Here is a 22,050-nt window from a genome sequence, read left to right as displayed (position 1 = left end):
CGTATGGAAGGAAAGCTGGCGGCTACAACTTGGCGCTAACAGTCCGGGAAGGCAGATAGGCCCACCTGGCAAGGAGCAGAAGACCTTCCATTCGACTATCTGTGCCAGTTTTGCGAGGTGTGCCCGCATGAGCGATGATGTCGTACTTTCACTGCATGTTCCCGAGCCGGAATGGCGTCCGGGCGATGCGCCGGATTTCTCCCACGTTAAAATCCCGCGTGCAGGAAGTGTCAGAAGACCCGAAATCGATGAAAAGCCGGAAGCCATGCGCGATCTGGCCTTCAGCATCATCCGCGTGCTCAATCGCGACGGCGAGGCGGTCGGTCCATGGGCTGGCACGCTCACAGATGAGGAGTTGAAGGACGGGCTTCGTCACATGATGATCCTGCGTGCTTACGATGCGCGCATGATGATGGCGCAGCGGCAAGGCAAGACCTCGTTCTATATGCAGCATCTGGGCGAAGAGGCGGTGAGCTGCGCTTTCCGCAAGGCGCTCCGCAAGGGCGATATGAATTTCCCGACCTATCGACAGGCCGGGTTGCTCATCGCCGACGATTATCCGCTCGTCACCATGATGAACCAGATTTTCTCCAACGAGCACGATCCGCTGAAAGGCCGGCAGCTTCCGGTGATGTACTCCTCCAAGGAGCACGGATTCTTCACGATCTCCGGCAATCTTGCCACGCAATATACGCAGGCCGTTGGTTGGGCCATGGCCTCGGCCATCAGCCACGATACGAAGATTGCTGCCGCATGGATCGGCGACGGCTCGACGGCGGAAAGCGATTTCCATGCCGCGCTGGTCTTCGCCTCCACCTACAAGGCTCCCGTGGTGATGAACATCGTCAACAATCAGTGGGCGATCTCCACCTTTCAGGGCATCGCACGCGGTGGTTCGGGCACCTTTGCCGCCCGCGGCCACGGCTTCGGCATTCCCTCGCTGCGCGTCGACGGCAATGATTACCTGGCCGTCCATGCGGTGGCCAGGTGGGCAACCGAGCGTGCGCGACGCAATCTCGGCCCGACGATCATTGAATATGTGACTTATCGCGCTGGCGGACACTCCACTTCCGACGATCCGTCCGCCTATCGCCCCAAGGCCGAAAGCGATGCATGGCCGCTTGGCGATCCGGTCCTGCGGTTGAAGAACCACCTCATAAAGCGCGATGTCTGGTCGGAAGAACGCCACAAGCAGGCCGAAGCCGAGGTGATGGATCTGGTCGTCGCGGCGCAACGCGAGGCAGAGGCCATCGGCACGCTGCATGACGGGCGCAGGCCTTCGATGCGCGACATGTTCGAGGATGTCTATGCCGAAACGCCGCCGCATCTTATCCGGCAGCGTCAGGAAGCGGGGTTCTGATCATGGCCAAACTCACAATGATCGAAGCAATTCAGAACGCCCACGACATCGCTATGGAGCGAGACGATAAGGTCGTCGTGTTCGGCGAGGATGTCGGCTATTTCGGCGGCGTCTTCCGCTGCACCGCCGGACTACAAAAGAAATACGGCAAGGAGCGCTGCTTCGATGCGCCGATCAGCGAGCTTGGCATCGTCGGCACGGCGATCGGCATGGCCACCTATGGCCTGCGTCCATGCATCGAGGTGCAGTTCGCCGATTATGTTTATCCGGCCTATGACCAGATCGTTTCTGAGGCCGCGCGGCTTCGGTATCGCTCGGCGGGCGAGTTCACATGTCCCATTGTCATCCGCATGCCGTCCGGTGGCGGCATTTATGGCGGACAGACGCACAGCCAGAGCCCGGAGGCGCTGTTCACACACGTATCGGGCCTCAAGACTGTCATGCCCTCCACACCTGCCGACGCCAAGGGCCTGTTGCTGGCCGCGATCGAAGATCCCGATCCCGTCATCATGTTCGAGCCGAAACGGCTTTATAATGGACCGTTCGATGGTCATCACGACAAGCCTGTCACCTCATGGAAGAAGCATGATCTGGGCGAGGTGCCGGAAGGCTATTACACCGTGCCGCTTGGTAAGGCGGCGATCCGGCGCGAAGGCAGCGATGTGACGGTGCTCGCCTATGGCACGATGGTACATGTGGCGCTGGCAGCGACTGAGGAAACCGGCGTGGATGCGGAGGTGATCGACTTGCGCACGCTTCTGCCTCTGGATACGGAAACCATCATGGCTTCCGTCAGGAAGACCGGGCGCTGCGTGATCGTGCACGAGGCGACGCTGACCTGCGGTTATGGTGCAGAACTTGCCGCGCTCGTCCAGCGCGATTGCTTCTATCATCTCGAAGCGCCCATCATCCGCGTCACCGGTTGGGATACGCCCTATCCGCATGCGCAGGAATGGGCCTATTTTCCCGGTCCCGACCGGATTGGCCGCGCGCTTACGTCGATCATGGAAGCTTGAGGGGAGGAAAAGATGGCTCATTTTACAATCAAGCTCCCCGATGTCGGCGAAGGTGTTGCCGAGGCTGAGCTTGTCGAATGGCATGTGAAAGTCGGCGATGTCGTTCGCGAGGATGATCTCCTTGCCGCCGTCATGACCGACAAGGCGACAGTGGAAATTCCGTCGTCACGCGCCGGCAAGGTTGTCGCGGTGAATGGCGAAGTCGGCGAAAAGATCGCTGTTGGATCGGAGCTTGTCCGTCTCGAAATCGAAGGTGGGGCAGCCGAGGACAACGCCGCACCACCAGCACCGGCAAAGACGCCGAAACAAAGCGCCCCGGCGCCGGAACCTCCGGTTCTGCTACAAACGCCGGTTCCGGAGAAGCCTGTCCAGCCGAAGCGCGAAACAGCAAGCCGGCCATTTACCGGTGCGGGGCCTCTGCGTGCTGAAGGCGAAAAGCCGTTGGCAACCCCATCCGTCAGGCTGCGGGCGCGCGATGCGGGTGTCGATCTGCGGCGCGTGCGCGGCACGGGTCCGGCGGGGCGTATCACCCATGAAGACCTCGACGCCTTTTTCCAGATGGAAAGCGGCGCGGCTCCCGCAGTGTCGGGTTATATGGCCGACACATCCGTCAACGAGATCAAGGTGATCGGGCTTCGGCGCAAGATTGCCGAACGCATGGCCGAGGCCAAGCGGCATATCCCGCATATCACCATTGTCGAAGAGGTGGACGTTACGCAGCTTGAGGAGCTGCGCTCGAAACTCAATCACGAGCATAAAGAAAGCCGTCCGCGGCTCACACTTCTGCCCTTTGTCGTCCGCACCATCGTCAAGGCGGTCAAGGAACAGCCAGGTCTCAATGCGCATTTCGATGACGAGGCGGACATTATCCGACAGTTTGGCGGTGTGCATGTGGGTATTGCCACGCAAACACCGAACGGGTTGATCGTGCCGGTGGTGCGCCATGCCGAAAGCATGACGGTCTTTGCCGCCGCGACGGAACTTTCCCGTGTTACCGAAGCCGCACGCAACGGCACGGCCAAGCGCGAGGAATTGTCCGGTTCCACCATCACCATCACTTCGTTGGGGCCGCTTGGTGCAATCGCCACCACGCCGATCATCAACCGCCCGGAAGTGGCGATTGTCGGCATCAACAAGATGGCCGTACGTCCGATGTGGGACGGCGCGCAATTCGTGCCGCGCAAGATGATGAACCTGTCTTGCAGTTTCGACCATCGGGTGATTGACGGCTGGGATGCGGCTGTATTCGTGCAAAAGCTGAAAGGCTTGCTGGAAACGCCTGCGATGATTTTTGTAGAGGGCTGATCGAATGAGCGAAATTTCCTGCAAACTTCTGATCATCGGCGGCGGCCCCGGTGGCTATGTCTGCGGCATTCGCGCAGGCCAGCTCGGCATCGATACGGTTCTGGTGGAGAAAATCCGGTTGGGCGGCACCTGCCTCAATGTCGGCTGCATCCCCTCCAAGGCGCTGATCCACGCGGCGGATGAATTCCATCGTCTCACGACTTTCGCGGCCAAGGGCGCACTCGGCATTACCGCGCAAAACCCGGCTATCGATTTCACCAAAACGCTGGAATGGAAGGACGGCATCGTCAACCGGCTGAATAGCGGCGTCGCCGGTCTTTTGAAAAGATCACGGGTGCGTATGTTTCAGGGACAGGCGCGGTTTATGGACGGCAAAACGGTGCTGGTTGATACGGATACAGGGCGCCAGACCATCCATGCCGAGAATATCGTGATTGCCACCGGTTCTGTTCCGGTGGAAATCCAGATGTTGCCATTCGGCGGCGATGTCATCTCCTCCACGGAAGCTTTGTCGCTCGAAAACATTCCCGCAAAGCTCGCTATCGTGGGCGGCGGCTATATCGGCCTGGAAATCGGCACGGCTTTTGCCAAGCTCGGCTCGAAAGTGACTGTCGTCGAAGCGACCGACCGTATCCTGCCGCAATATGATGCGGAGCTGACACGCCCCGTCATGGCGCGGCTGAAGGAGCTTGACATCGATGTGCTGACCGCCACTTCCGCCAAGGGCCTGTCACCGGACGGCAAGGCGCTGGAAGTTGTAACGGCGGACGGCGCAAACAAGCCTGTTCAGGCAGACAAGGTGCTCGTTACCGTTGGACGCAAACCGCAGACCGATGGCTGGGGGTTGAGCGAAATCCGTCTCGATATGGACGGGCGTTTCATCCGTATCGATGATCGCTGCCGCACCTCCATGCGCGGCATTTATGCGATCGGCGATGTGACAGGCGAGCCGATGCTGGCGCATCGCGCCATGGCGCAGGGCGAAATGGTAGCGGAGATCATTGCGGGCGGCACCCAGGTCTGGGACAAGCGCTGCATTCCCGCAGTCTGTTTCACCGACCCGGAAATCGTGACGGTCGGCCTGTTGCCGGATGAAGCACGCAAGGCCGGGCATAATATCCAGATTGGCATTTTCCCGTTTCAGGCCAATGGCCGCGCCATGACGACCGAGCGTGACGATGGCATGATCCGCGTGGTGGCGCGTGCCGATAATCACATTATTCTGGGCATACAGGCTGTCGGCGCGGGCATTTCAGAACTGTCATCGGCCTTTGCGCAGGCAGTGGAAATGGGCGCGCGCATTGAGGACATTGCAGGCACAATCCACGCTCACCCGACGTTGGGCGAGGGCTTTGCCGAGGCCAGCATGAAGGCGCTCGGCCATGCACTGCATGCTTAATCCTTCGATCTGCGCTCGTGCCGCCATACAAAAATGGCGGCCCCGGCAATCATGGCCGCAAGCGCAAACCAGGTAATCGCATAGGAGAGGTGGCTGTTGCGGAATTTGACGACCGTCAGCCCGCCCACAGGCAGATTGCCCGGATTGGCACTCGCATCTGCGTCGATGAAATAGGGCGCGGCGGTTCCAAGATTTTTCTTCTTCGCGAAGGCCGCGATATCGCGCGAGTTCCAGTCATTGCGTTCAGGGTCGTTGGGACGCAGAAAGAAGCCGTCTGGTTCGGGCATGCGAAGCAGGCCGGTCACGGTAGTTTCGCCGCCAATCTGCGTTTCCGGCCGCGACGCGGGATCGCGTTTGTCGTTCGGAACAAAGCCGCGATTGATGAAGATTATCGCGCCGTCCACGGAACGCATCGGTGTCAGAACCCAATTGCCCGAACCCCGTTCCGTCAATGCGTGAACCAGCACTTCCTTGTCGTTGAGATAGGTGCCGGTCAAGGTGACATGCCGGTACTCGTCATCTGCCTGATTGACGTTCGCCCAGTCGTCCTTGCCGGGAGCGGCAATCGGCTCTGCGTGCACGCGCGCATCAACCCGGGCGATGAGATCTAGCTTCCATTGCAGGCGCTCGATCTGCCAGATGCCCAGCCCCATGAAGAGGACGAAAAACGCAAGTCCTAGAACTGCCATGAAGCCAAGAAAAATGCCGGGCTTCTTCCTTGCGGATCGGTCATTCGTCTCAACAGGCGCGGTCATGGCATATTCCGATGGTTGGGCGAGAAGGCCGTTCTCCCATACTCCAGATGCCGTTTTTTAGAAAGTATGCACAGCGTAAAAGAATGTCTTCTTACGCTTGGCTTGGTGACAGCCCGTCATACCCCAATCGGATTGGCAGCGGTTGTCTGGCCAGGTTATGCAAGTTTATGTGTCTTGCGCCGACGGTGCGAATAGCCGCCCTTGGAAAGCCTGAGGACATTGCATACTTGCGTCCGGTCCTCGGACGGTTTCGGCATTTGCGATTGTATGTTCTGCAATATTTGTGGTGTCACTGGCCGATCCTTGCCAGTCGGCCCGATTATAATGCTTTTCATCGATCATTCTCCCTATTCCGGGCAGGGTACAGCCTTGGGCTGCCCCCCGCCAATGCGCCAAGAATGTGCGAATAAACGAATTATTAACCAAAAGCGGCAGCTTGACAAGCGTACAGCAGCGGCCTCGCGTAAGTGGCTGGACTGGTTCATGAAAAGGCCGGGGCTTTGAGAAAGCCCCGGCCAGTCGCACGGTTTAGGATACTCTATCCTTTGATTGTCAATCGCGGTTTCCGGTGAGGATTTCACGTTTACCTACATGGTTGGCGGGGCCGACAAGGCCATCCTGTTCCATGCGTTCGACGAGCGAAGCGGCACGATTATAACCAATGCCAAGCCGGCGCTGGATATAGGAAGTGGAGCATTTCTTGTCGCGCATCACCACTTTCACTGCCTGTTCGTAGAGATCGTCGCCATCTTCAGAGCCGACCGATGTATTGTCGAACACGGCCGCATCCGCTGTTGCATCTTCTTCTTCATCCTCGGTGACGGTCGCCAGATAATCAGGGCGGCCCTGATCCTTGAGATGATCGACGACTTTTTCCACTTCTTCGTCGGAGACGAATGGGCCATGAACGCGGACGATACGCCCGCCGCCAGCCATATGGAGCATGTCGCCCTGACCCAATAGCTGCTCGGCGCCCATTTCGCCAAGTATGGTGCGGCTGTCGATTTTCGATGTGACCTGAAACGAAATGCGGGTTGGGAAATTCGCCTTGATCGTGCCCGTGATGACATCGACCGATGGGCGCTGGGTGGCCATGATAAGGTGGATACCAGCAGCGCGCGCCATCTGTGCCAGACGCTGCACCGCGCCTTCAATGTCTTTGCCGGCGACCATCATCAGGTCGGCCATCTCGTCGATGATGACCACGATATAGGGCATCGGCGTCAGATCGAGTTCTTCCTGGACATAGGTCGGCTCACCTGTTTCCTTGTCGAAGCCGGACTGTACCGTGCACATCACGGTCTCGCCCTTGCCCTTGGCGGAAGAAGCCCGTTGATTGAAGCCCTCAATGTTGCGCACCCCCAGACGCGCCATCTTGCGATAGCGGTCTTCCATTTCACGCACGGCCCATTTAAGCGCCACGACCGCCTTTTTCGGGTCAGTGACGACTGGGGTCAACAGATGCGGAATGCCATCATAAATCGACAGCTCCAGCATCTTGGGGTCCACCATGATCAGGCGACATTCCTCCGGCTTGAAGCGGTAGAGCAGCGACAAGATCATGGTATTGATGGCAACAGACTTGCCCGAACCCGTGGTGCCAGCCACCAGAAGATGGGGCATCTTTGCCAGTTCCGCGATGATTGGCTCACCGCCGATACCCTTGCCGAGGCAAAGCGGCAGGCGATAATTCGATGCCTCGAAAGTGCGGGAGTCGATCATTTCCCGCAGATAGACAGTTTCGCGATTGGCGTTCGGCAATTCGATGCCGATGACATTGCGGCCCGGAACCACCGCCACACGGGCAGAGAGCGCTGACATGGAGCGGGCGATATCGTCGGCAAGGCCGATGACGCGCGAGGATTTCACACCCGGAGCAGGTTCAAACTCATAGAGCGTGACCACTGGACCGGGGCGAACATGGATAATTTCGCCACGCACGCCGAAATCTTCAAGAACGCTTTCCAGCAACCCGGCGCTGCGCTCCAGCATTTCCTGCGTGATGACATTGCCTTCAAGCGATGGCGCTTCCTGAAGAAGCTCGCGCGGCGGATATTCATAATCGCCGTGGGCGACAACATTCGCTACGCGGGGGAGGGGCTGCGGTTGGTAGAGAGCGATGGAGGGTGCCACCTTGGTCGGGGCCGTAACGGGGGCAGGGGCAGGTGCTGCCTCTGGTTCGATTACTTCCCCGGCATCATGATCTTCTGCCTCGATCAGACCGAGCACGACATCGTCGTCAGTCGCTTCGCCCTCCGGAGCATCGGCGGTGTCCGTAACAATCGTTCTGTGGTCGACTACGGCTGTAATCGGCTTCGGGGCCGGGGTATCTGCCAGAGGCTGCGCTTCTGAAACAATCGGCGCATTTTCATGCGACTTCTTCCATTCGACCGTACGAAATCGCGCGAGGATCGATTCCACCGATGGCGTTGGGCGCTTCGGTGCTGCTGCGGCAACGACTGGTGCGGAGGGTACTGACGGAAAATCAAGCCCTTCCCAAAACGCAAAGTCCGATAGATATGCGAAAGCGGAAATGGTTGGATTGCCGGTAGGCACGGCGTTTTCGCTAGTAGCCACAGATTGGACGGGCGCAGGCTCAGGAGCTTCGACCGGCGTAGCAGGCAGGGCAGGAGGCACAGGCGCGACAGGCGTGCGAACCATATTCTGCGACACGGAGTCTTGAAGTGCTGCGACTGCCATCGGCTGCGTTTCGGCGACCTTGGCCGGGTCCAGAGGACTTAGTTCCGTTTCATGGGTGCACGAGCGCTCATTGATATCTGGAAGGTCTTCGCCCCGACGCCGGGCTAGTTCCACTTCCGGTGTGCGGGTAAAACGCACATTCTCGCCAAGAGAAAAATGGATTTTCCATGCTGCGCTGCCGGGTGATGACGTCTCGTCGTGTTGCGGCTTCTGGTCGGAAGCGCCTTCCACACGATTGCCATTTGCCAAGGAAAAATTCTCTCTCAAATTACGCATGATACCTGAACCACCGATATGTCGCCCGAATGAACTCAAGTAATAAAAAATGAAGGTTAACAACCCCCTTCTGAAACGCTTCAAAGTCGATCTTTTTTCCGCCTATGAAGGGCCAGACGGCACTCAAAGCGGTAGTATATCAATATGCTAAATTGCTAATATAATATTATATAACAATATATTAGAATGCAATATTAAATCTTTATATTAGAAAGCAAGCATACGAGATTCCGTCTGGTCGTTATTCCTCGTGCTCATTCAGCCAGTCCGCCAGCGAACGGCGGCAACTTCCGGCGCGTCCTTTGAAAGCCGGAGCCGCGCACATGGAATTCAGAACTGTTTCCTGTGTCGCTTCAGCGGCGGCACGGAAAAGCGTATCGATGTAATTCTCGTTCAAAATCCTGAGCGGGATAAGATCGCGCGATTCCTCATGGTCAAAAATCTCCGCCGTTGAAAAGCCGATGGCTATATCGCCGCTGCCATGCCCCCAGAAAGCCCCCAGCCGTGCCAGCCCCGCGCTGCAACGGCGAATGACTCGCTTCAGCTGGCGGTGCTCCATTGGTATATCGGTTGCGAGTACGAGAATGACGGAGCCTTTTTCCGCTTCAGCTTGTGTTTGGGGGGAAGGCCTGCGTCCATCCGGCAGGACAAGGTCGCCTGCACGGCCAAAATTGGTGAGGGCCAGAACACCCAGATGATAATCCCTATTATCCAGCTTGATGCGGCGCGACGCGCTGCCGATCCCGCCCTTGAAGCCAAAACAGGTCATGCCCGTACCGGCACCCACGCTGCCCTGTTCGAAATCTACTTGAGCATTTCGCATGGCTGACCGCGCATGGTCCTCTTGCACAGCCATAGCTTGAATATCGTTGAGCGGCCCGTCATTGCATTCCAGAACCACGGGATTGACGGTGGCCGTTGTGCGGCCAATGTCGGGATTATGGACTATAGCATCGCGGATCAGTGCATTCGCACATGTTCCGACGCTGAATGTATTGGTGAGCAGAATTGGCGTTTCGAGATTGCCCAACTCGTCAACTTGTACGAGACCTGTGCTTTTGCCAAAACCATTGATGATGTCGCAAGCTGCCAGCACTTTGCGCCGATAAAGATTGCCGTCATGCGGGAAGATAGCCGTCACGCCGGTATTTATCTCGCCGTCGCACAACGTATGATGACCGACCCGCACGCCGGGAATATCCGCAATGCTATTTCGTGCGCCTGTCGGCAGAGTGCCGCAGATAAGGCCGAAATCGCGTGCATTATGCGTCATGCTTGTTTCCCCCTCAAATCACCAAACGGTCATAACGGTTTTCTTGCATGGACGAAACTACGCTTTTGGATAAGGCACAATTGAGAGGCTTATGCTCAATTCATGCAAAAGCCCTGAATCCATGAAATCTATCATTGACAGACGTTGACAGGAGGCGCAGCAAAGGCCCGTAAAATTTTTACACGGAAGAGGGGGACCGAAGCGGTATGAAGATTACTATTGAACAGACGCTGGACCAGGCCGGGACGGGCACATTCCAGCGCAATCTTCTCGGTGTGTTTGGTCTGGTCTGGGCGGCGGACGCCATGCAGGTGCTGGCGGTTGGCTTTACGGGTGCCGCAATTGCCAAAACCTTCGGGCTGACAATCGGCGAAGCCCTGCAAACCGGCACTCTATTCTTCCTCGGTATGCTGATTGGCGCAGCCCTTTTTGGCCGCTTGGCCGATCGTTACGGTCGTCGGAACGTGCTGCTGATCACGGTTGCTTGCGATGCCATATTCGGGCTTCTATCGGCCTTTTCACCAAGTTTCGGCATTCTGCTGGGCTTGCGCTTTCTCACAGGCATGGCGGTTGGCGGTACGCTGCCCGTCGATTATGCAATGATGGCCGAATTTTTGCCTGCTAAGAACCGAGGCCGCTGGCTCGTGATGCTGGAAGGCTTCTGGGCTGTTGGCACGGTTATTATCGCCCTTGCCGCTTGGGCAACCAGCCTTGCCGGCGTGGAAGACGCATGGCGTTATATATTTATCGTCACTGCCGCGCCGGCGCTCATCGGCATCTGGCTGCGCATATGGGTGCCGGAATCACCGATGCACTTGCTGAAATCGGGGCGGCCGGATGAAGCAAAGACAGTGATGAATCGCGTTTTGCGTCGCAATGGCAAGCCTGAACTGCCGCCCAAAGTCGTACTGGAAGCGCCGCTTATGGTAACTGACGAAAAGCTTCTGTCTCCAAATCTGCGTCAACGTACGCTAACGACACTGGCCATCTGGTTTCTTGTTTCTGTTTCCTATTACGGCATCTTTACATGGATACCCGCCAAGCTCGCCAGCGAAGGTTTTGGCTTTGTGCGCGGCTACGGTTTTCTGGTCGTGGTTGCCCTTGCGCAATTGCCGGGCTACGCGCTCGCTGCCTATGGCGTGGAAGCATGGGGGCGACGCAACACACTGATCGGCTTTCTCTTCATCAGCGCCGCCGCCTGCGCTCTCTTTACGGTCGCCACCAGTTCGGCTGTTGTGGGCACATCTATCCTGATCATGAGCTTTGCGCTGCTTGGTACATGGGGTGCGCTCTATGCATTTACGCCTGAACTTTACCCGACCGCCTTGCGTGCAAGTGGCATGGGGGCGGCGGGTGCCATGGCGCGATTGGGTGGATTGCTTGCGCCATCCGCACTCGCTATCGTCGTCAGCCAGAGTTTCAATCTGGCGGTTGCGCTTTTTGCCGGACTGCTGGCACTTGCTGGAATCATCGCGTTTTTCATCAATGTCGAAACGCGGGATCAGGCCTTGAACTGATTAATAAAGGCCCTAATTCTATAAGAGATTAGGGCCTTTATTACAATAAAATCAGTATATTATAAATAATATCTCATATATTGCTTTCTAGGATGCTTTTCTGAATGTAAGATTGAGGCGAACGCTTCCTAACTCTGCATGTTGAGCTTGCTTTAACGGCAAGATGCCATGATAAAAAAGGCGGGACGGGCCACCCCATACAACCACATCGCCATGATGTAGAACATATTTGCGAACAGGGTCAGCACGCTTCAATCCGCCAAACTGGAATGTAGCAGGCAGGCCAAGGGAAACCGAAACTATCGGATTATTGAAATCTCGTTCGTCCTTGTCCTGATGTAGCGACATTTTTGTTCCGGGCTCATAGCGATTGATCAAACAGGCATCGGGAGAAAATCCCGGATAGCCGGCTTCTCGCGCGGCATTTTCAGCCAGTTCTTGTAATATAGGCGGCATGTTGGGCCAGGCCTTATCTGTCAGTGGATCAACCGGACTATAGCGATAGCCGCGCCGATCAGTGATCCAGCCAAAGTTGCCGCAATTGGTCATGGCTACCGACATGCGATAACCGCCGGGTGTGGCCATATGCCGATACGGCGCTGCCTCAACAATATGCTCTATGGCTTCCAGAATGGCAGTTTCATCAGCCAGCGCAAAGCCATGCAGAAGGACGGCGCCATCCGCAAGCGTTTCGTGTGATTCAAGATTGGCAAACAGGTCTTTCATAAAATGACTTTAGCATAATATAACGCTGTAAAATCTGATCAAAGTCGCGGAGGAAGATCCACCGAGATTTTCACAGCGCGTAGTGCCGCATCTTCTTCCTGTTTGCTCATGCATACTAGTTAGATGGGGATTTGGCTTGGCATCCGATCTTCAGAAGATTTGAGACTGTGGAGAGAGTACTGCGCCTCGAGTGATGATAAATGTGGTCTGTATAGCAACTGTTGCAATGGCTCTTCGAGGGCCCTGTCAGTACAGGATTACCGGTTGTTTGCATCGAAACCCGTCATACCCGGCCTTCCATCGACCGTGAACAAAACGGATCGCAATGATGCACGCGGCATCGCACGCATGATGCAGTCAATCTGTTTCGGCCGGTTCATGTGAAAACGCTACCAAGTCAGCAGCGACGGACCTTACTGACAGTGCGCAAGCTCATTTCGACCAAGACCAGAGATACCGAGAATGACATCCGGGGCCTGCTGCGTAACTTTGGTCTCAAGATTGGTATCATTGGCAGTGTTGGATTTGCGCCGTGGATAAGAGAACTTCTTGAGGGTATGACTGATTTGGAAGGAATAATTGAACCATTACTCGCGACCAGGTAGTAGCTTCGGGAAACGGTCACAATTTTGCATCAACGTGTTCTATCCATTGTTCGCATAGATATGACTTGCCGACGCCTGATGACCATTCCCGGCGTGGGGCCCATATTCGTTCGAAAATTTGCGACATAACCGCCGTGCTTCCATCGATCCGCGATCTTGTGAGACCTTTATTCAGAGTATTGTTGCCTCATAAGATAGACGCAGATCGGAGTATGACGTAAAGCAGGAGTAATTTTTAGTTTCAATTGCCCTGGGGAAAACCAGTGAACGTAATAGCATCAAGCCCCGCCAGAACGCGTTCCAAGCCTTACATAGTTGTGCTGTTCGTCTTGGGGTTCACGCATCTTCTGAACGACTTGATGCAATCCTTGATTTCTGCATCTTATCCAATCCTCAAAGACGCCTATGCCCTCGATTTCGTGCAGATCGGGATGATCACCCTTACTTTCCAGATTGCCGGGTCTTTGCTTCAGCCAGTCATCGGGATGATTACCGACAAACGGCCCGCACCTTTCTCGCCTGTAGTCGGCATGATGTTCACGCTTTCCGGGTTGGTGAGCTTGGCTTTTGCGCATAGTTATGCGGTGATACTTGTCTCCGTAGCACTCATCGGCATTGGATCTTCGATTTTCCATCCGGAAGCCACGCGGATGGCTCGATATGCGGCGGGAGGACGTCAGGGCCTAGCACAGGGTATTTTCCAGGTTGGCGGGCAGGCTGGTGGTTCGCTCGGACCCGTCCTTGCGGCCCTGATACTTGTGCCGTGGGGTCAGCAAAGTCTTGCCTGGTTCGCGGTATTGGCGTTGCTCGCGATGTCTCTCCTTGTCTGGATCGGCAGTAAACAAAAAGAAATTCGGACGGCATTCACTGCCATGCGGACAGGCGGTAGCGTCGGAGGGGAACCCATCCGTCATGCGCCCGCCACCATCGCTATGGGTCTGGTCGTATTGACCTTTTTGATGTTTACAAAGAACGCATATGGCGAAAGCTTTCGCTCATTCTACACGTTCTATTTGATGGACAAATTTGGGTTGTCCATTCCATCTGCACAGATGATGCTCTTCATCTTTCTTATGTCCTCTGCGGCAGGGGCTTTGATCGGGGGCATCGTGGGAGATCGGATAGGCCGCTACAAGATTATCTGGATTTCCGTGCTCGGACCCTTGCCGCTGACATTGATGCTTCCTTATGTCGATCTTTTCTGGACAGGCGTTCTCACGGTTTTCATTAATCTGATTATGGCGAGCGCGTTCGCATCGATCCTCATCTATGCGATGGAACTCTTGCCAAATCGTATCGGGCTTATCGGTGGCCTCTTCTATGGCTTGAATTTCGGGCTTGGAGGCATTGCTGCTGCAATTCTGGGCGTGCTCGCAGATCAATATGGCGTGGAAACCGTTTATCGGTTGTGCTCCTATCTTCCATTGTTTGGACTTCTGGCGTGGTTCTTACCCAAAATTCATGAGAACCCGTCGGGACACTGAGAGGCTTATCGTCGGTGATCATCATTAAGTCGATCAGCTTTCTAAGCAATTTTCTGATGGAATTCAGGAGAAAAGACCAGTCGCTTGATCGCGAGCCGCATCGCTTGCCGTGGGCAAGGTGGCTGTTAATCCGCGCTCACTTGACGCCACATCCGGGTCGACGAATAGCCCGTACCTTTCCGCTGCTCCCGCCGCCGCAGAAAAAACGGTCGCTGCCATCGGATTCAAGCCCCGAAACTCCAGTTCCGGACGGCATGTCCAATCGCTCGAGCACGGCACCTGTTTTCTGATTAATGCGGCGAAGATCGCTTCTGTCGTCTTCCCATGTGCCGTGCCAAAGTTCGCCATCGACCCAGGTGACACCGGTGACGAACCGATCGGATTCGATCGTACGCAGCACTTCTCCGGTCTCGGGATCCACCTGATGGATCTTGCGGCCGTGATGCTGCCCGACCCAGAGCGAACCCTCCGCCCAGGCCAGACCGGAATTTCCGCCATTCCCGGGCGCCGGTATTACGGAGATAATCTCGCTGGTCTTGGGATTGATCTTGCGGATCACGGTGTCGCCGATCTGGAACAAGTGCTCGCCGTCGAATGCGGTTCCCGCATCGGCGGCGACGTCGAGCGAGCGCAGGATCTCTCCGCTTTCGGGATCAAGAGCATTCAGTTTTTTGCCCGTTGCGAACCAGACTTGATTGCCGTCGAAGCTGACTCCGGCCACGTTGTCCGCATCGGGAAAGGGGCCATATTCGCGGATGATTTCGGCGGTAGAGTGTTTCATGTCGTTATCCTAGCTGTAAATCCGCGTGGTGGGGAGCAACAAGCTTGTCGGGAATCCGGGTATGCCCGACGCGATCCAGCGGCACGCCCGTCCGCGCCCGAACGCCTCGACTCTGCTGTCACGGGCAAGCTCTTTGAGTGCTCGCTGCACCGTGCGCGGGCTCACGCTCAACGCCAGCGCCAGTGCCGAACTCGACCAGGCTTCGCCATCGCTGAGCAGAGCGAGGATTTCGGCACGGTCGCCTTCTGCGCGTGGCGCCAGAACGGCAACATCGCGGGTGGCGTGAGGCCGCAGAACAAAGCCTTCCCTGGTTGCACTCAGTGCTGCCAGCGGTTTGACCGCCTCGCGCAGCCGGGCGATTTCGACACGCAGTCGCGCACGGTGTGACGCATCGGCATGCCGTGCGCCGAAAGCGCATTTGAGAAGCGTTTCGCGTGTTACATCCTTCGGCCAAGCCTCCGCCAAAGCGCGCATGAGTGCAAGCAGCACCGGACGAGTGGTGAGCGGAATGATCGTTGTCCCTCCACGCACCACATTGCGGCAGGCGTCTATGATCAGCGTATCGGTGGCCAAAAGCCTTTCGACCTCTTCGAGATGGAGCAATCGTTCGACGCCGCAGATGACCAAGCGTACTGCCGGTGTCCCGAACGCTCGCACTGCCTTGTCTACCTCGGCGGAGAGCGCGGGAATGCGGGCGTCTGCCGCTGCCTGTCTTGCCCGTTCCAGGGCAGCTTTCGCCGGCGCCGTCTTGATGCGACGGATGGCGATGCCTGCCGCCACCAGTTCGCGCCCGGCCAGTGAAGCACACGGCAGAGCGCTGGTATCGAACTCATCGAGTACCACTTCGGCTTCATCAAGGCGGCCGATCAGGAGAAGGTACCGGGCTTCCAGATAGCTGGCATGGGCCGCGTTCTTTCGGTCACCGGAGGCTTCAAGGACTCCCCGGGCTGCATTGAGCGCTTGCAACGACCGGCCCAGATCGCGCGAAACAAGTGCGATTTCGGCTTCGGCAACGGCACAACGTGCGCGGGCCACAAGTTCTTTCGGGCCGAAGATACGCGCGGCGCTTCGCAGAAGCGCTCTGGCGCGCGCGAAGTCGCCGAGTTGCGCCATTGCGATGCCCCGCAGCGCCAGCGCCGGTGGGTCATCGCGCAATGCGACCCAATTCAGTGCAGTGAGGGGGTCACCAGCCGAGAGAGCACTTGCGGCGGCGGCGATCAGCGAGTCCATTGAAATCCCGTCACACTTGTAACTCTCACATACCCCTCCATCTGAATTAGCTTCATTGTATCGCAACCGCTGGAAACGGCAATTCGATGGGAGAAGCGGAAATGCCAATGTGCACTGCAACTAAAAAGGTCGGTTTGTTGCCCAGGCTGACGAGCGATGCGGCCAGCTGGATTGGACTTGCTGCCACCCCGACCTTCGCGCTGATGGCATGGATTTCTGTAGTCGGCTCGCAGGGCATGACGATGTGCTCTGGCGCATTGACCTTCATTCCTGTCAACGACATGGCGCTGATGTACGTGCTGATGAGCCTCTTTCACCTGCCGCCGTGGATGAAGCTTTTTGCCGCCGTTTGCGACGCTACAATACTCAAACCATAGGAGACTGACAATGCAGCATACTGTTGTTTCACACGCTGACTGGCTAGCCGCCCGCCGAGACTTCCTGAAAGCGGAGAAGGAGCTGACACATCTTCGCGACAAGGTTGGCCGTCAGCGGCTCGCCCTGCCTTGGGTTCGTATCGACAAGAAATACCTATTCGACACGCCGGTGGGCACACGCACGCTGGCCGATCTCTTCGATGGTCGATCGCAACTCCTGGTGCAGCATTTCATGTTCGCGCCGGGATGGAAGGAAGGCTGCCCCAGCTGCTCCTTCATGGCCGATCACACCGATGGTATGAACAAGCACCTTGCGCATCACGACGTCACCATGATCGCCATCTCCCGCGCGCCGCTTGCCGACATCGAACGTTACCGCAAACGCATGGGCTGGCAGTTCAATTGGGTTTCGTCCTTTGACACCGACTTCAACTACGACTTCCGAGTAAGCTTCACGCCCGATGAGGTCGCCAGCGGAAAAATCGATTACAATTTCGGCGAATGGCAGGGAATCGGTACGGAATGGCCTGGCGTCAGCGCCTTCTACAAGGACGACACGGGCGAGGTCTTCCGCACCTATTCGACCTATGGGCGCGGCGTTGAGGTAATGATGGGTACCTACAACATGCTCGATCTTGCTCCGAAAGGCCGCAACGAGGCCGGGGGAATGGACTGGGTCCGCCGCCACGATCGCTACGAGCAGCCGCCTCAGACAGCATGATGATCGGCTGGCAACGAGAAAATGAGGCAATAGCCGGACTCCGTCAGGGGCCGGCAATTGTCTTTTGTCGTTATGATACGAGACTTGTCTTCGTGCCCGCTTTGTTAGTGGCAACGGCAGGAAGATCGAATATAATCAGGTAATTGCGACGTGTTCAGCGACCAATGCTGATGTGGTTTGCCAGCGCCGGGAATGCTGGCGGTGATCGGACCAAGGCGGTACTGTCTGCACTTCAATAAACGTGTATTGGCGAAAGGATTTCATCGTCATGAAGCCGACACTTGCGGACCTGGAAGCCTTTGCAACGGTTACCACCGAGCGCAGCTTTCGTCGAGCCGCCGATCTCCTGGGTGTATCGCGCTCTGCACTAAGCCATCGGATGAAGAAACTCGAAGCGCAGCTCGATATCAGGCTGCTGCACCGCACCACCCGCAGTGTTTCTCCCACGGAAGCTGGCGCAAAACTGCTACAAAGGGTGTCCCCAACCCTTCGGGAACTCGACATGGCGCTCGATACCCTCGCCGATGAGCGCGGTGGTCCGAGCGGCCTTTTGCGCATCAATGCCAGCAGGGGAGCCGCCCGCATCTTACTTCGCCATGTCGTGCCGATCTTTTTGACCCGTTATCCCGAAGTGGAACTTGATTTGGTCAGTGACGGGAAACTGGTCGATATCGTGGAGCAGGGTTTCGACGCTGGTGTGAGGCTGGGAGAAGCGGTGCCGCAAGACATGATTGGCGTCCGCGTCAGCGACGAGCTGCGTTTCCTCGCGGTTGTCGCTCCGGACTATGTGCGCGATTCCAGTCGCCCTCTGGTTCCAGATGATTTGCGCAATCATCGCTGTATCCGCCAGCGTTTGCCGAGTGGCAAACGGTATCGCTGGGAATTTGAGAAGCATGGCCAGGAAGTGACGATCGACGTTCCGGGCACGCTGACATTGGACGACAATGACCTGATGATCGAGGCGGCTGTCGAGGGACTGGGTATTGCCTATGTGCCGGAGAACCTCGCACATGATTTACTGGTCGCGGGCGATCTCGTGACTGTACTCGAAGACTGGTGTCCTCCGTTTTCTCCCCTGATGCTCTATTATCCCGGTCGCCGTCATGTGCCGTCGGCCCTACGGGCATTCATTGACGTCTTGAGAACTCCGGATATCAGGGCGCGATTGTCGGCAACGTCAAGGTGAAAAAGCCAGGGTTGTTCCGGTGCCCTTGCAGAATGCGTTGTCCAGTTTGTTGAGAATCTTTCACCATGCCATGCGACGCTGGCTGTCTTATCCTACCAATCTTTCTTTTCTATTTTTATCCGGGCGAGGGGCGAAGATTGTCATTGTAAAGGATAAGATATGATATTGCGTCGAGATGATTTGATTGCTCGCCTGATCAGAGCCGGTGAACTCGAGGTCTCCGGTGCGGACCAGGTAGAGACAGATACCTATTTCAACATAGACGAATTCCGCTTCCACGGTCCCGACGGATTCGAAACGGACTATGCAGGACTTACAGCATATTTTCAGGCGCTTCGCGCGGCTTTTAACGATCTCTCGATTCGGCGCGGGATCATGATCGCCGAGGATAACAACATCGCCTGTCAGACCTGGATCGAAGGGGTATTCGTCCGAGACTTCACGATGTCTCCGGCGGGACCACTGCCACCCAACGGACAACGCATTCTAATGGACCTGATCAACATATTCCGTTTCGACGGGGAGGGACGACTAATGGAGGAATGGGTTCGGACAGATTACCGGAGCTTTCTCCGACAGCTTGGCGCACCAGGGCAATAGCGGATGTCTGTCTCGGATTCTGGGTGATGTCCCCGCAAGTGGCGAAAATGGCGAGATAGTTCAAGAATCTGCAGAATGTTGCGAAGCTTCTAAAGCCAGCTACGCCACTGCTGTTTGGATCCATTGCGAGAAGTGTTGGCAGCTTTCCTGCCCGTCTGTCGGAAGCTGTCCTTCCACTCCTCGGTCCCGACCAGGGCGGCTTGGGGAGCGAAAATGGAATGGCAGATTCTTGCTGGCATTGTTTGTAAGCTGACGATGGCGCGGGGCGGGGCGCCGCAAAAGTCACCGGCGGAACGTGGAGTTTTTCGACAAGCCTGCAACCAAGGACTTGCTATCGCCCGGCACCTCCGCTCGGTCTTGCATGCCGTAGTCGCGAATGACGTGCGCGATACGCAAGCGGTATCCCGCGAAAACACCGGCACGTCCCATGGACTGCGCGCGTCGATGTTCGTGCGTATTGCGCCAGCGGGCCACAGCGTCTTCGCTTTCGAAGAAGGACAGCGAGAGGACCTTGCCTGGATTGGTGAGACTCTTGAACCGCTCGACCGAGATGAATCCTTCGATCTCATCCAGGAGCGGCCGCAGCTGGGCGGCGATGTCGAGATAAGTGCTCTCCTGTCCATCCGCTGGTTCAACCTCGAAGATAACCGCGATCATGCCATCCTCCCATGAGGAGCCGATACCAGCTTGAGGAACGTCCGGTCCTCGCGTAGCAGGAACCGCTCACGCATAGCAAAGTCGTAGTTCTCGCGCCCGAGTGGATCAGCGGCGAGGCGAGTACGATAGGCTTCGTACTCGGCGAGGTTGGTAACGTTGTAGATGCCATAGGCCAGTGTGCTTGACCCCTCATGTGGCGCGAAATAGCCGATCAGGTCAGCGCCGCAGCGCGGGATTGCCTGCCCCCAGTTGCGGGCATATTGAACGAACTGATCTTTTTTTGTGGGGTCGATATGATAGCGGATAACGCAGGTTAGCATTGGAAAGTTCTCCGTTGAGGATCAACCTGATCATAAAGGATGTTCTCCAGTGTATATTTCGGCTACGATCGAACTATGAAAGAAGGCCCTGATATCACTCGCATTGCCGCGCTGATTGGCGATCCTGCGCGCGCGAACATGCTGATCGCTTTGATGAGCGGCAAGGCGCTCACGGCGACGGAGCTGGCCGCCGAGGCGGGAGTCACGCCCCAAACGGCCAGTTCACATCTTGCGCGCCTACATGAGGGCGGTCTCCTGCGGTCGCGCAAGCAAGGTCGGCATAAATATTTTTCGCTCGCATCGAGCGAGGTTGCTGATGTTCTGGAAGCTCTGATGGGACTGGCATCCGGCGCTGGGCATTTGCGCAGCCGAACGGGTCCAAAGGATAAGGCGCTGCGCCAGGCTCGCATCTGCTACAATCATCTGGCCGGAGACTTGGGCGTCCAGATGTTCGATAGTCTGATCGCGCAAGACCATCTTGTCTTCAGCGACGGCGAATTGCGGTTGACCGCAGGAGGGAGGAGCTTTGCGGCCGCGTGCGGCATTGACGTCGACAGCTTAACCAGCTCCCGCTCGGTGCTATGCCGAGAATGCCTTGACTGGAGCGAGCGTCGTTCGCATTTGGCGGGTAGTCTCGGGCGCGCGTTTCTCGCCCGCTTTATCGAACTTGGTTGGGCACGGGTGGACGGAACGACGCGCGTCGTAGCGTTCAGTCCGTCTGGCCTGCGCGAGTTCCATGCGTTCTTCGATTTGCACAGGGACACACAGCGGCACGCCACGCATGAATGAGTGTCGTCCGTCGTCTAGGCTTGAAATAATTAGCACCTTGCGTCTAAGAGGATTTACAAAACTCTGGATTAAGGCGAGCATTCTGCAACCAACATCGGTGACAATGTCTCTGACGATGTTGGTGGCCTGTTAGCAACGCGCCTGCTCTTCGCCCAAAGCCGACATCTATCATGACGTATCGTACGCATCCGCCAATTAGAATGCTGTAAGCATGGTGCTGAGCCGGCAATTGTCGGCTTTGCACGCGATAGAGTGCAGCCGGGAATGCCGTTTAGAAGATGCAAAGGACGGATTCTTTAACGCCTGTCGCGACCTATCGAACCGGATTGATGACATTCAGCGACAGCTGGGCACTTCGGAAGGTTGCCAATCCGGTAGAACATCGATTTCCAGTCGACCCGCCCGCAAAACTGAGCGCGCCATTCCCGCATCCCTATCTGGCCGGGAAGGGGTCTCGCAAAACGGAGCAGTTGCTCAGTCCAAGGCAGTCCGCGGACCCAAAAACGCGCTTACCTACTGCGTTCGCCTTTCAGACGGATATTATTTTCCAACCCCTCACTCGCAGTTCCAACACAAAGGAGGCAATGAAGTCGCTTTGGCACAATGCCGCTTAATCTGCGAGGCCGAGAATATGGCGCTTTTCGTACTCAATGATCAGAATGACGAAACCTCTGACATGGTCTCGCTCGAGAATGGTCGTTCTTATGCCGGCCTGCCTACAGCGTACAACTATCATGGCGAAGGCGATTTTAAGAGGTGCAACTGGGCTGGGTATATTGAGAGGATCGTCGATGTAGCATCTGCCAAAAAGCGTGCGAGGTTCATGCCTCCACCAATATCAAGACAAAGATCCTCATATCGGGCTTGCTGGACTTTAGATCCAGTCCAGAACTCTACGCCTCCGACGACAATTAATAGTGCCGGCCACTTCAATTTTTTTAACTAACATTCCAATTGCCCTGGAAATCCGTGC

21 protein-coding genes and 1 pseudogene are annotated in these 22,050 nt (G+C 56.6%); 13 read left to right on the top strand and 9 right to left on the bottom strand.

Annotated features, from left to right (window positions below):
* Window positions 1–127: 127 nt before the first annotated feature.
* The 4 genes from KUG47_RS07285 to lpdA are packed head-to-tail and all read left to right on the top strand — an operon-like array spanning window position 128 to window position 5,080.
* Window positions 128–1,360 (top strand): 3-methyl-2-oxobutanoate dehydrogenase (2-methylpropanoyl-transferring) subunit alpha, encoded by a 1,233-nt coding sequence (locus KUG47_RS07285; protein ID WP_217677280.1) that lies wholly within the window; start codon window positions 128–130, stop codon window positions 1,358–1,360.
* A gap of 2 nt (window positions 1,361–1,362) precedes the next feature.
* Window positions 1,363–2,376: an alpha-ketoacid dehydrogenase subunit beta gene (locus tag KUG47_RS07280; protein WP_185918382.1), complete on the top strand. Its 1,014-nt coding sequence runs from the start codon at window positions 1,363–1,365 to the stop codon at window positions 2,374–2,376.
* 12 nt (window positions 2,377–2,388) lie between these two features.
* Window positions 2,389–3,681: a dihydrolipoamide acetyltransferase family protein gene (locus tag KUG47_RS07275; RefSeq protein ID WP_217677279.1), complete on the top strand. Its 1,293-nt coding sequence runs from the start codon at window positions 2,389–2,391 to the stop codon at window positions 3,679–3,681.
* A gap of 4 nt (window positions 3,682–3,685) precedes the next feature.
* Window positions 3,686–5,080, top strand: coding sequence for a dihydrolipoyl dehydrogenase (lpdA, locus tag KUG47_RS07270; RefSeq protein WP_217677278.1), 1,395 nt, complete (start codon window positions 3,686–3,688; stop codon window positions 5,078–5,080).
* On the opposite strand, the gene KUG47_RS07265 is transcribed toward lpdA, so the two are convergent.
* The 4 genes from KUG47_RS07265 to KUG47_RS07250 all read right to left on the bottom strand — a co-directional run bounded on the left by KUG47_RS07265 (window position 5,077) and on the right by KUG47_RS07250 (window position 10,084).
* Complete coding sequence (locus tag KUG47_RS07265; protein WP_217677277.1) at window positions 5,077–5,835, bottom strand: SURF1 family protein; 759 nt, start codon at window positions 5,833–5,835, stop codon at window positions 5,077–5,079. The two genes, lpdA and KUG47_RS07265, sit on opposite strands and share 4 nt — an antisense overlap.
* A gap of 155 nt (window positions 5,836–5,990) precedes the next feature.
* Window positions 5,991–6,170 carry a hypothetical protein gene (locus KUG47_RS07260; RefSeq protein ID WP_217677276.1) on the bottom strand — a complete coding sequence of 60 codons (180 nt, stop codon included), beginning with the start codon at window positions 6,168–6,170 and terminating at the stop codon, window positions 5,991–5,993.
* A gap of 217 nt (window positions 6,171–6,387) precedes the next feature.
* Window positions 6,388–8,697 carry a DNA translocase FtsK gene (locus tag KUG47_RS07255; protein ID WP_422718068.1) on the bottom strand — a complete coding sequence of 770 codons (2,310 nt, stop codon included), beginning with the start codon at window positions 8,695–8,697 and terminating at the stop codon, window positions 6,388–6,390.
* Window positions 8,698–9,052: 355 nt separating this feature from the next.
* Window positions 9,053–10,084, bottom strand: coding sequence for a DmpA family aminopeptidase (locus KUG47_RS07250; protein ID WP_217677274.1), 1,032 nt, complete (start codon window positions 10,082–10,084; stop codon window positions 9,053–9,055).
* Between the two features lie 206 nt (window positions 10,085–10,290).
* On the opposite strand from KUG47_RS07250, the gene KUG47_RS07245 reads away from it, so the two are divergent.
* A complete protein-coding gene (locus tag KUG47_RS07245) occupies window positions 10,291–11,601 on the top strand; it encodes an MFS transporter (RefSeq protein WP_217677273.1) in 1,311 nt (436 codons plus the stop codon).
* 87 nt (window positions 11,602–11,688) lie between these two features.
* Here KUG47_RS07245 and alkB read toward each other — a convergent pair whose 3' ends face one another.
* On the bottom strand, window positions 11,689–12,327 hold the full coding sequence (gene alkB / locus KUG47_RS07240; protein WP_217677272.1) for a DNA oxidative demethylase AlkB: 639 nt from the start codon (window positions 12,325–12,327) through the stop codon (window positions 11,689–11,691).
* 218 nt (window positions 12,328–12,545) lie between these two features.
* Between alkB and KUG47_RS16730 the strand changes: the two are divergent.
* Both KUG47_RS16730 and KUG47_RS07235 read left to right on the top strand, forming a co-directional pair.
* Window positions 12,546–13,037 (top strand): annotated as a pseudogene (locus KUG47_RS16730) (transposase); the annotation flags it as partial.
* Window positions 13,038–13,195: 158 nt separating this feature from the next.
* On the top strand, window positions 13,196–14,416 hold the full coding sequence (locus KUG47_RS07235; protein ID WP_479691059.1) for an MFS transporter: 1,221 nt from the start codon (window positions 13,196–13,198) through the stop codon (window positions 14,414–14,416).
* 136 nt (window positions 14,417–14,552) lie between these two features.
* Here KUG47_RS07235 and KUG47_RS07230 read toward each other — a convergent pair whose 3' ends face one another.
* Both KUG47_RS07230 and KUG47_RS07225 read right to left on the bottom strand, forming a co-directional pair.
* Window positions 14,553–15,197, bottom strand: a complete 645-nt coding sequence (locus KUG47_RS07230) for a Vgb family protein (RefSeq protein WP_217677271.1) — start codon at window positions 15,195–15,197, stop codon at window positions 14,553–14,555.
* Window positions 15,198–15,206: 9 nt separating this feature from the next.
* A complete protein-coding gene (locus tag KUG47_RS07225) occupies window positions 15,207–16,427 on the bottom strand; it encodes an HTH domain-containing protein (RefSeq protein ID WP_217677270.1) in 1,221 nt (406 codons plus the stop codon).
* Window positions 16,428–16,513: 86 nt separating this feature from the next.
* Between KUG47_RS07225 and KUG47_RS07220 the strand changes: the two genes are divergently transcribed.
* The 4 genes from KUG47_RS07220 (at window position 16,514) to KUG47_RS07205 (ending at window position 19,311) form a co-directional block, all read left to right on the top strand.
* Window positions 16,514–16,804, top strand: a complete 291-nt coding sequence (locus KUG47_RS07220) for a hypothetical protein (protein WP_217677269.1) — start codon at window positions 16,514–16,516, stop codon at window positions 16,802–16,804.
* A 10-nt stretch (window positions 16,805–16,814) separates the two neighbouring features.
* Complete coding sequence (locus tag KUG47_RS07215) at window positions 16,815–17,525, top strand: DUF899 domain-containing protein (protein WP_217677268.1); 711 nt, start codon at window positions 16,815–16,817, stop codon at window positions 17,523–17,525.
* 268 nt (window positions 17,526–17,793) lie between these two features.
* Complete coding sequence (locus KUG47_RS07210) at window positions 17,794–18,711, top strand: LysR family transcriptional regulator (protein WP_254799352.1); 918 nt, start codon at window positions 17,794–17,796, stop codon at window positions 18,709–18,711.
* 159 nt (window positions 18,712–18,870) lie between these two features.
* A complete protein-coding gene (locus KUG47_RS07205) occupies window positions 18,871–19,311 on the top strand; it encodes an ester cyclase (RefSeq protein WP_217677267.1) in 441 nt (146 codons plus the stop codon).
* A gap of 282 nt (window positions 19,312–19,593) precedes the next feature.
* Here the strand turns inward: KUG47_RS07205 and KUG47_RS07200 are convergent, their stop codons facing one another.
* Both KUG47_RS07200 and KUG47_RS07195 read right to left on the bottom strand, forming a co-directional pair.
* The gene (locus tag KUG47_RS07200; protein ID WP_217677266.1) at window positions 19,594–19,968 is read right to left on the bottom strand and encodes an antibiotic biosynthesis monooxygenase family protein; all 375 of its coding nucleotides are present in this window, start codon (window positions 19,966–19,968) and stop codon (window positions 19,594–19,596) included.
* Window positions 19,965–20,288, bottom strand: a complete 324-nt coding sequence (locus KUG47_RS07195; protein ID WP_217677265.1) for an NIPSNAP family protein — start codon at window positions 20,286–20,288, stop codon at window positions 19,965–19,967. Before KUG47_RS07195 ends, KUG47_RS07200 begins: the two co-directional genes overlap by 4 nt.
* A gap of 75 nt (window positions 20,289–20,363) precedes the next feature.
* Between KUG47_RS07195 and KUG47_RS07190 the strand changes: the two genes are divergently transcribed.
* Window positions 20,364–21,077, top strand: a complete 714-nt coding sequence (locus tag KUG47_RS07190; protein ID WP_217677264.1) for an ArsR/SmtB family transcription factor — start codon at window positions 20,364–20,366, stop codon at window positions 21,075–21,077.
* Between the two features lie 211 nt (window positions 21,078–21,288).
* Window positions 21,289–22,023, top strand: coding sequence for a DUF2865 domain-containing protein (locus tag KUG47_RS16850; RefSeq protein WP_217677263.1), 735 nt, complete (start codon window positions 21,289–21,291; stop codon window positions 22,021–22,023).
* The last annotated feature ends 27 nt before the right edge of the window (window positions 22,024–22,050 follow it).

This window comes from Falsochrobactrum tianjinense (assembly GCF_019100495.1).
Classification (GTDB): Bacteria; Pseudomonadota; Alphaproteobacteria; order Rhizobiales; family Rhizobiaceae; genus Brucella; species Brucella tianjinense.
The sequence above is the reverse complement of the archived record's forward strand: the minus strand, read 5'-3'. Positions and strand labels throughout refer to the sequence as shown.

Coding starts and splice junctions, on each gene's coding strand:
- KUG47_RS07285 (WP_217677280.1), top strand. CDS start 128: ATGAGCGATGATGTCGTACTTTCACTGCATGTTCCCGAGCCGGAATGG.
- KUG47_RS07280 (WP_185918382.1), top strand. CDS start 1,363: ATGGCCAAACTCACAATGATCGAAGCAATTCAGAACGCCCACGACATC.
- KUG47_RS07275 (WP_217677279.1), top strand. CDS start 2,389: ATGGCTCATTTTACAATCAAGCTCCCCGATGTCGGCGAAGGTGTTGCC.
- lpdA (WP_217677278.1), top strand. CDS start 3,686: ATGAGCGAAATTTCCTGCAAACTTCTGATCATCGGCGGCGGCCCCGGT.
- KUG47_RS07265 (WP_217677277.1), bottom strand. CDS start 5,835: ATGACCGCGCCTGTTGAGACGAATGACCGATCCGCAAGGAAGAAGCCC.
- KUG47_RS07260 (WP_217677276.1), bottom strand. CDS start 6,170: ATGAAAAGCATTATAATCGGGCCGACTGGCAAGGATCGGCCAGTGACA.
- KUG47_RS07250 (WP_217677274.1), bottom strand. CDS start 10,084: ATGACGCATAATGCACGCGATTTCGGCCTTATCTGCGGCACTCTGCCG.
- KUG47_RS07245 (WP_217677273.1), top strand. CDS start 10,291: ATGAAGATTACTATTGAACAGACGCTGGACCAGGCCGGGACGGGCACA.
- alkB (WP_217677272.1), bottom strand. CDS start 12,327: ATGAAAGACCTGTTTGCCAATCTTGAATCACACGAAACGCTTGCGGAT.
- KUG47_RS07230 (WP_217677271.1), bottom strand. CDS start 15,197: ATGAAACACTCTACCGCCGAAATCATCCGCGAATATGGCCCCTTTCCC.
- KUG47_RS07225 (WP_217677270.1), bottom strand. CDS start 16,427: ATGGACTCGCTGATCGCCGCCGCCGCAAGTGCTCTCTCGGCTGGTGAC.
- KUG47_RS07220 (WP_217677269.1), top strand. CDS start 16,514: ATGGGAGAAGCGGAAATGCCAATGTGCACTGCAACTAAAAAGGTCGGT.
- KUG47_RS07215 (WP_217677268.1), top strand. CDS start 16,815: ATGCAGCATACTGTTGTTTCACACGCTGACTGGCTAGCCGCCCGCCGA.
- KUG47_RS07210 (WP_254799352.1), top strand. CDS start 17,794: ATGAAGCCGACACTTGCGGACCTGGAAGCCTTTGCAACGGTTACCACC.
- KUG47_RS07205 (WP_217677267.1), top strand. CDS start 18,871: ATGATATTGCGTCGAGATGATTTGATTGCTCGCCTGATCAGAGCCGGT.
- KUG47_RS07200 (WP_217677266.1), bottom strand. CDS start 19,968: ATGATCGCGGTTATCTTCGAGGTTGAACCAGCGGATGGACAGGAGAGC.
- KUG47_RS07195 (WP_217677265.1), bottom strand. CDS start 20,288: ATGCTAACCTGCGTTATCCGCTATCATATCGACCCCACAAAAAAAGAT.
- KUG47_RS07190 (WP_217677264.1), top strand. CDS start 20,364: ATGAAAGAAGGCCCTGATATCACTCGCATTGCCGCGCTGATTGGCGAT.
- KUG47_RS16850 (WP_217677263.1), top strand. CDS start 21,289: ATGGTGCTGAGCCGGCAATTGTCGGCTTTGCACGCGATAGAGTGCAGC.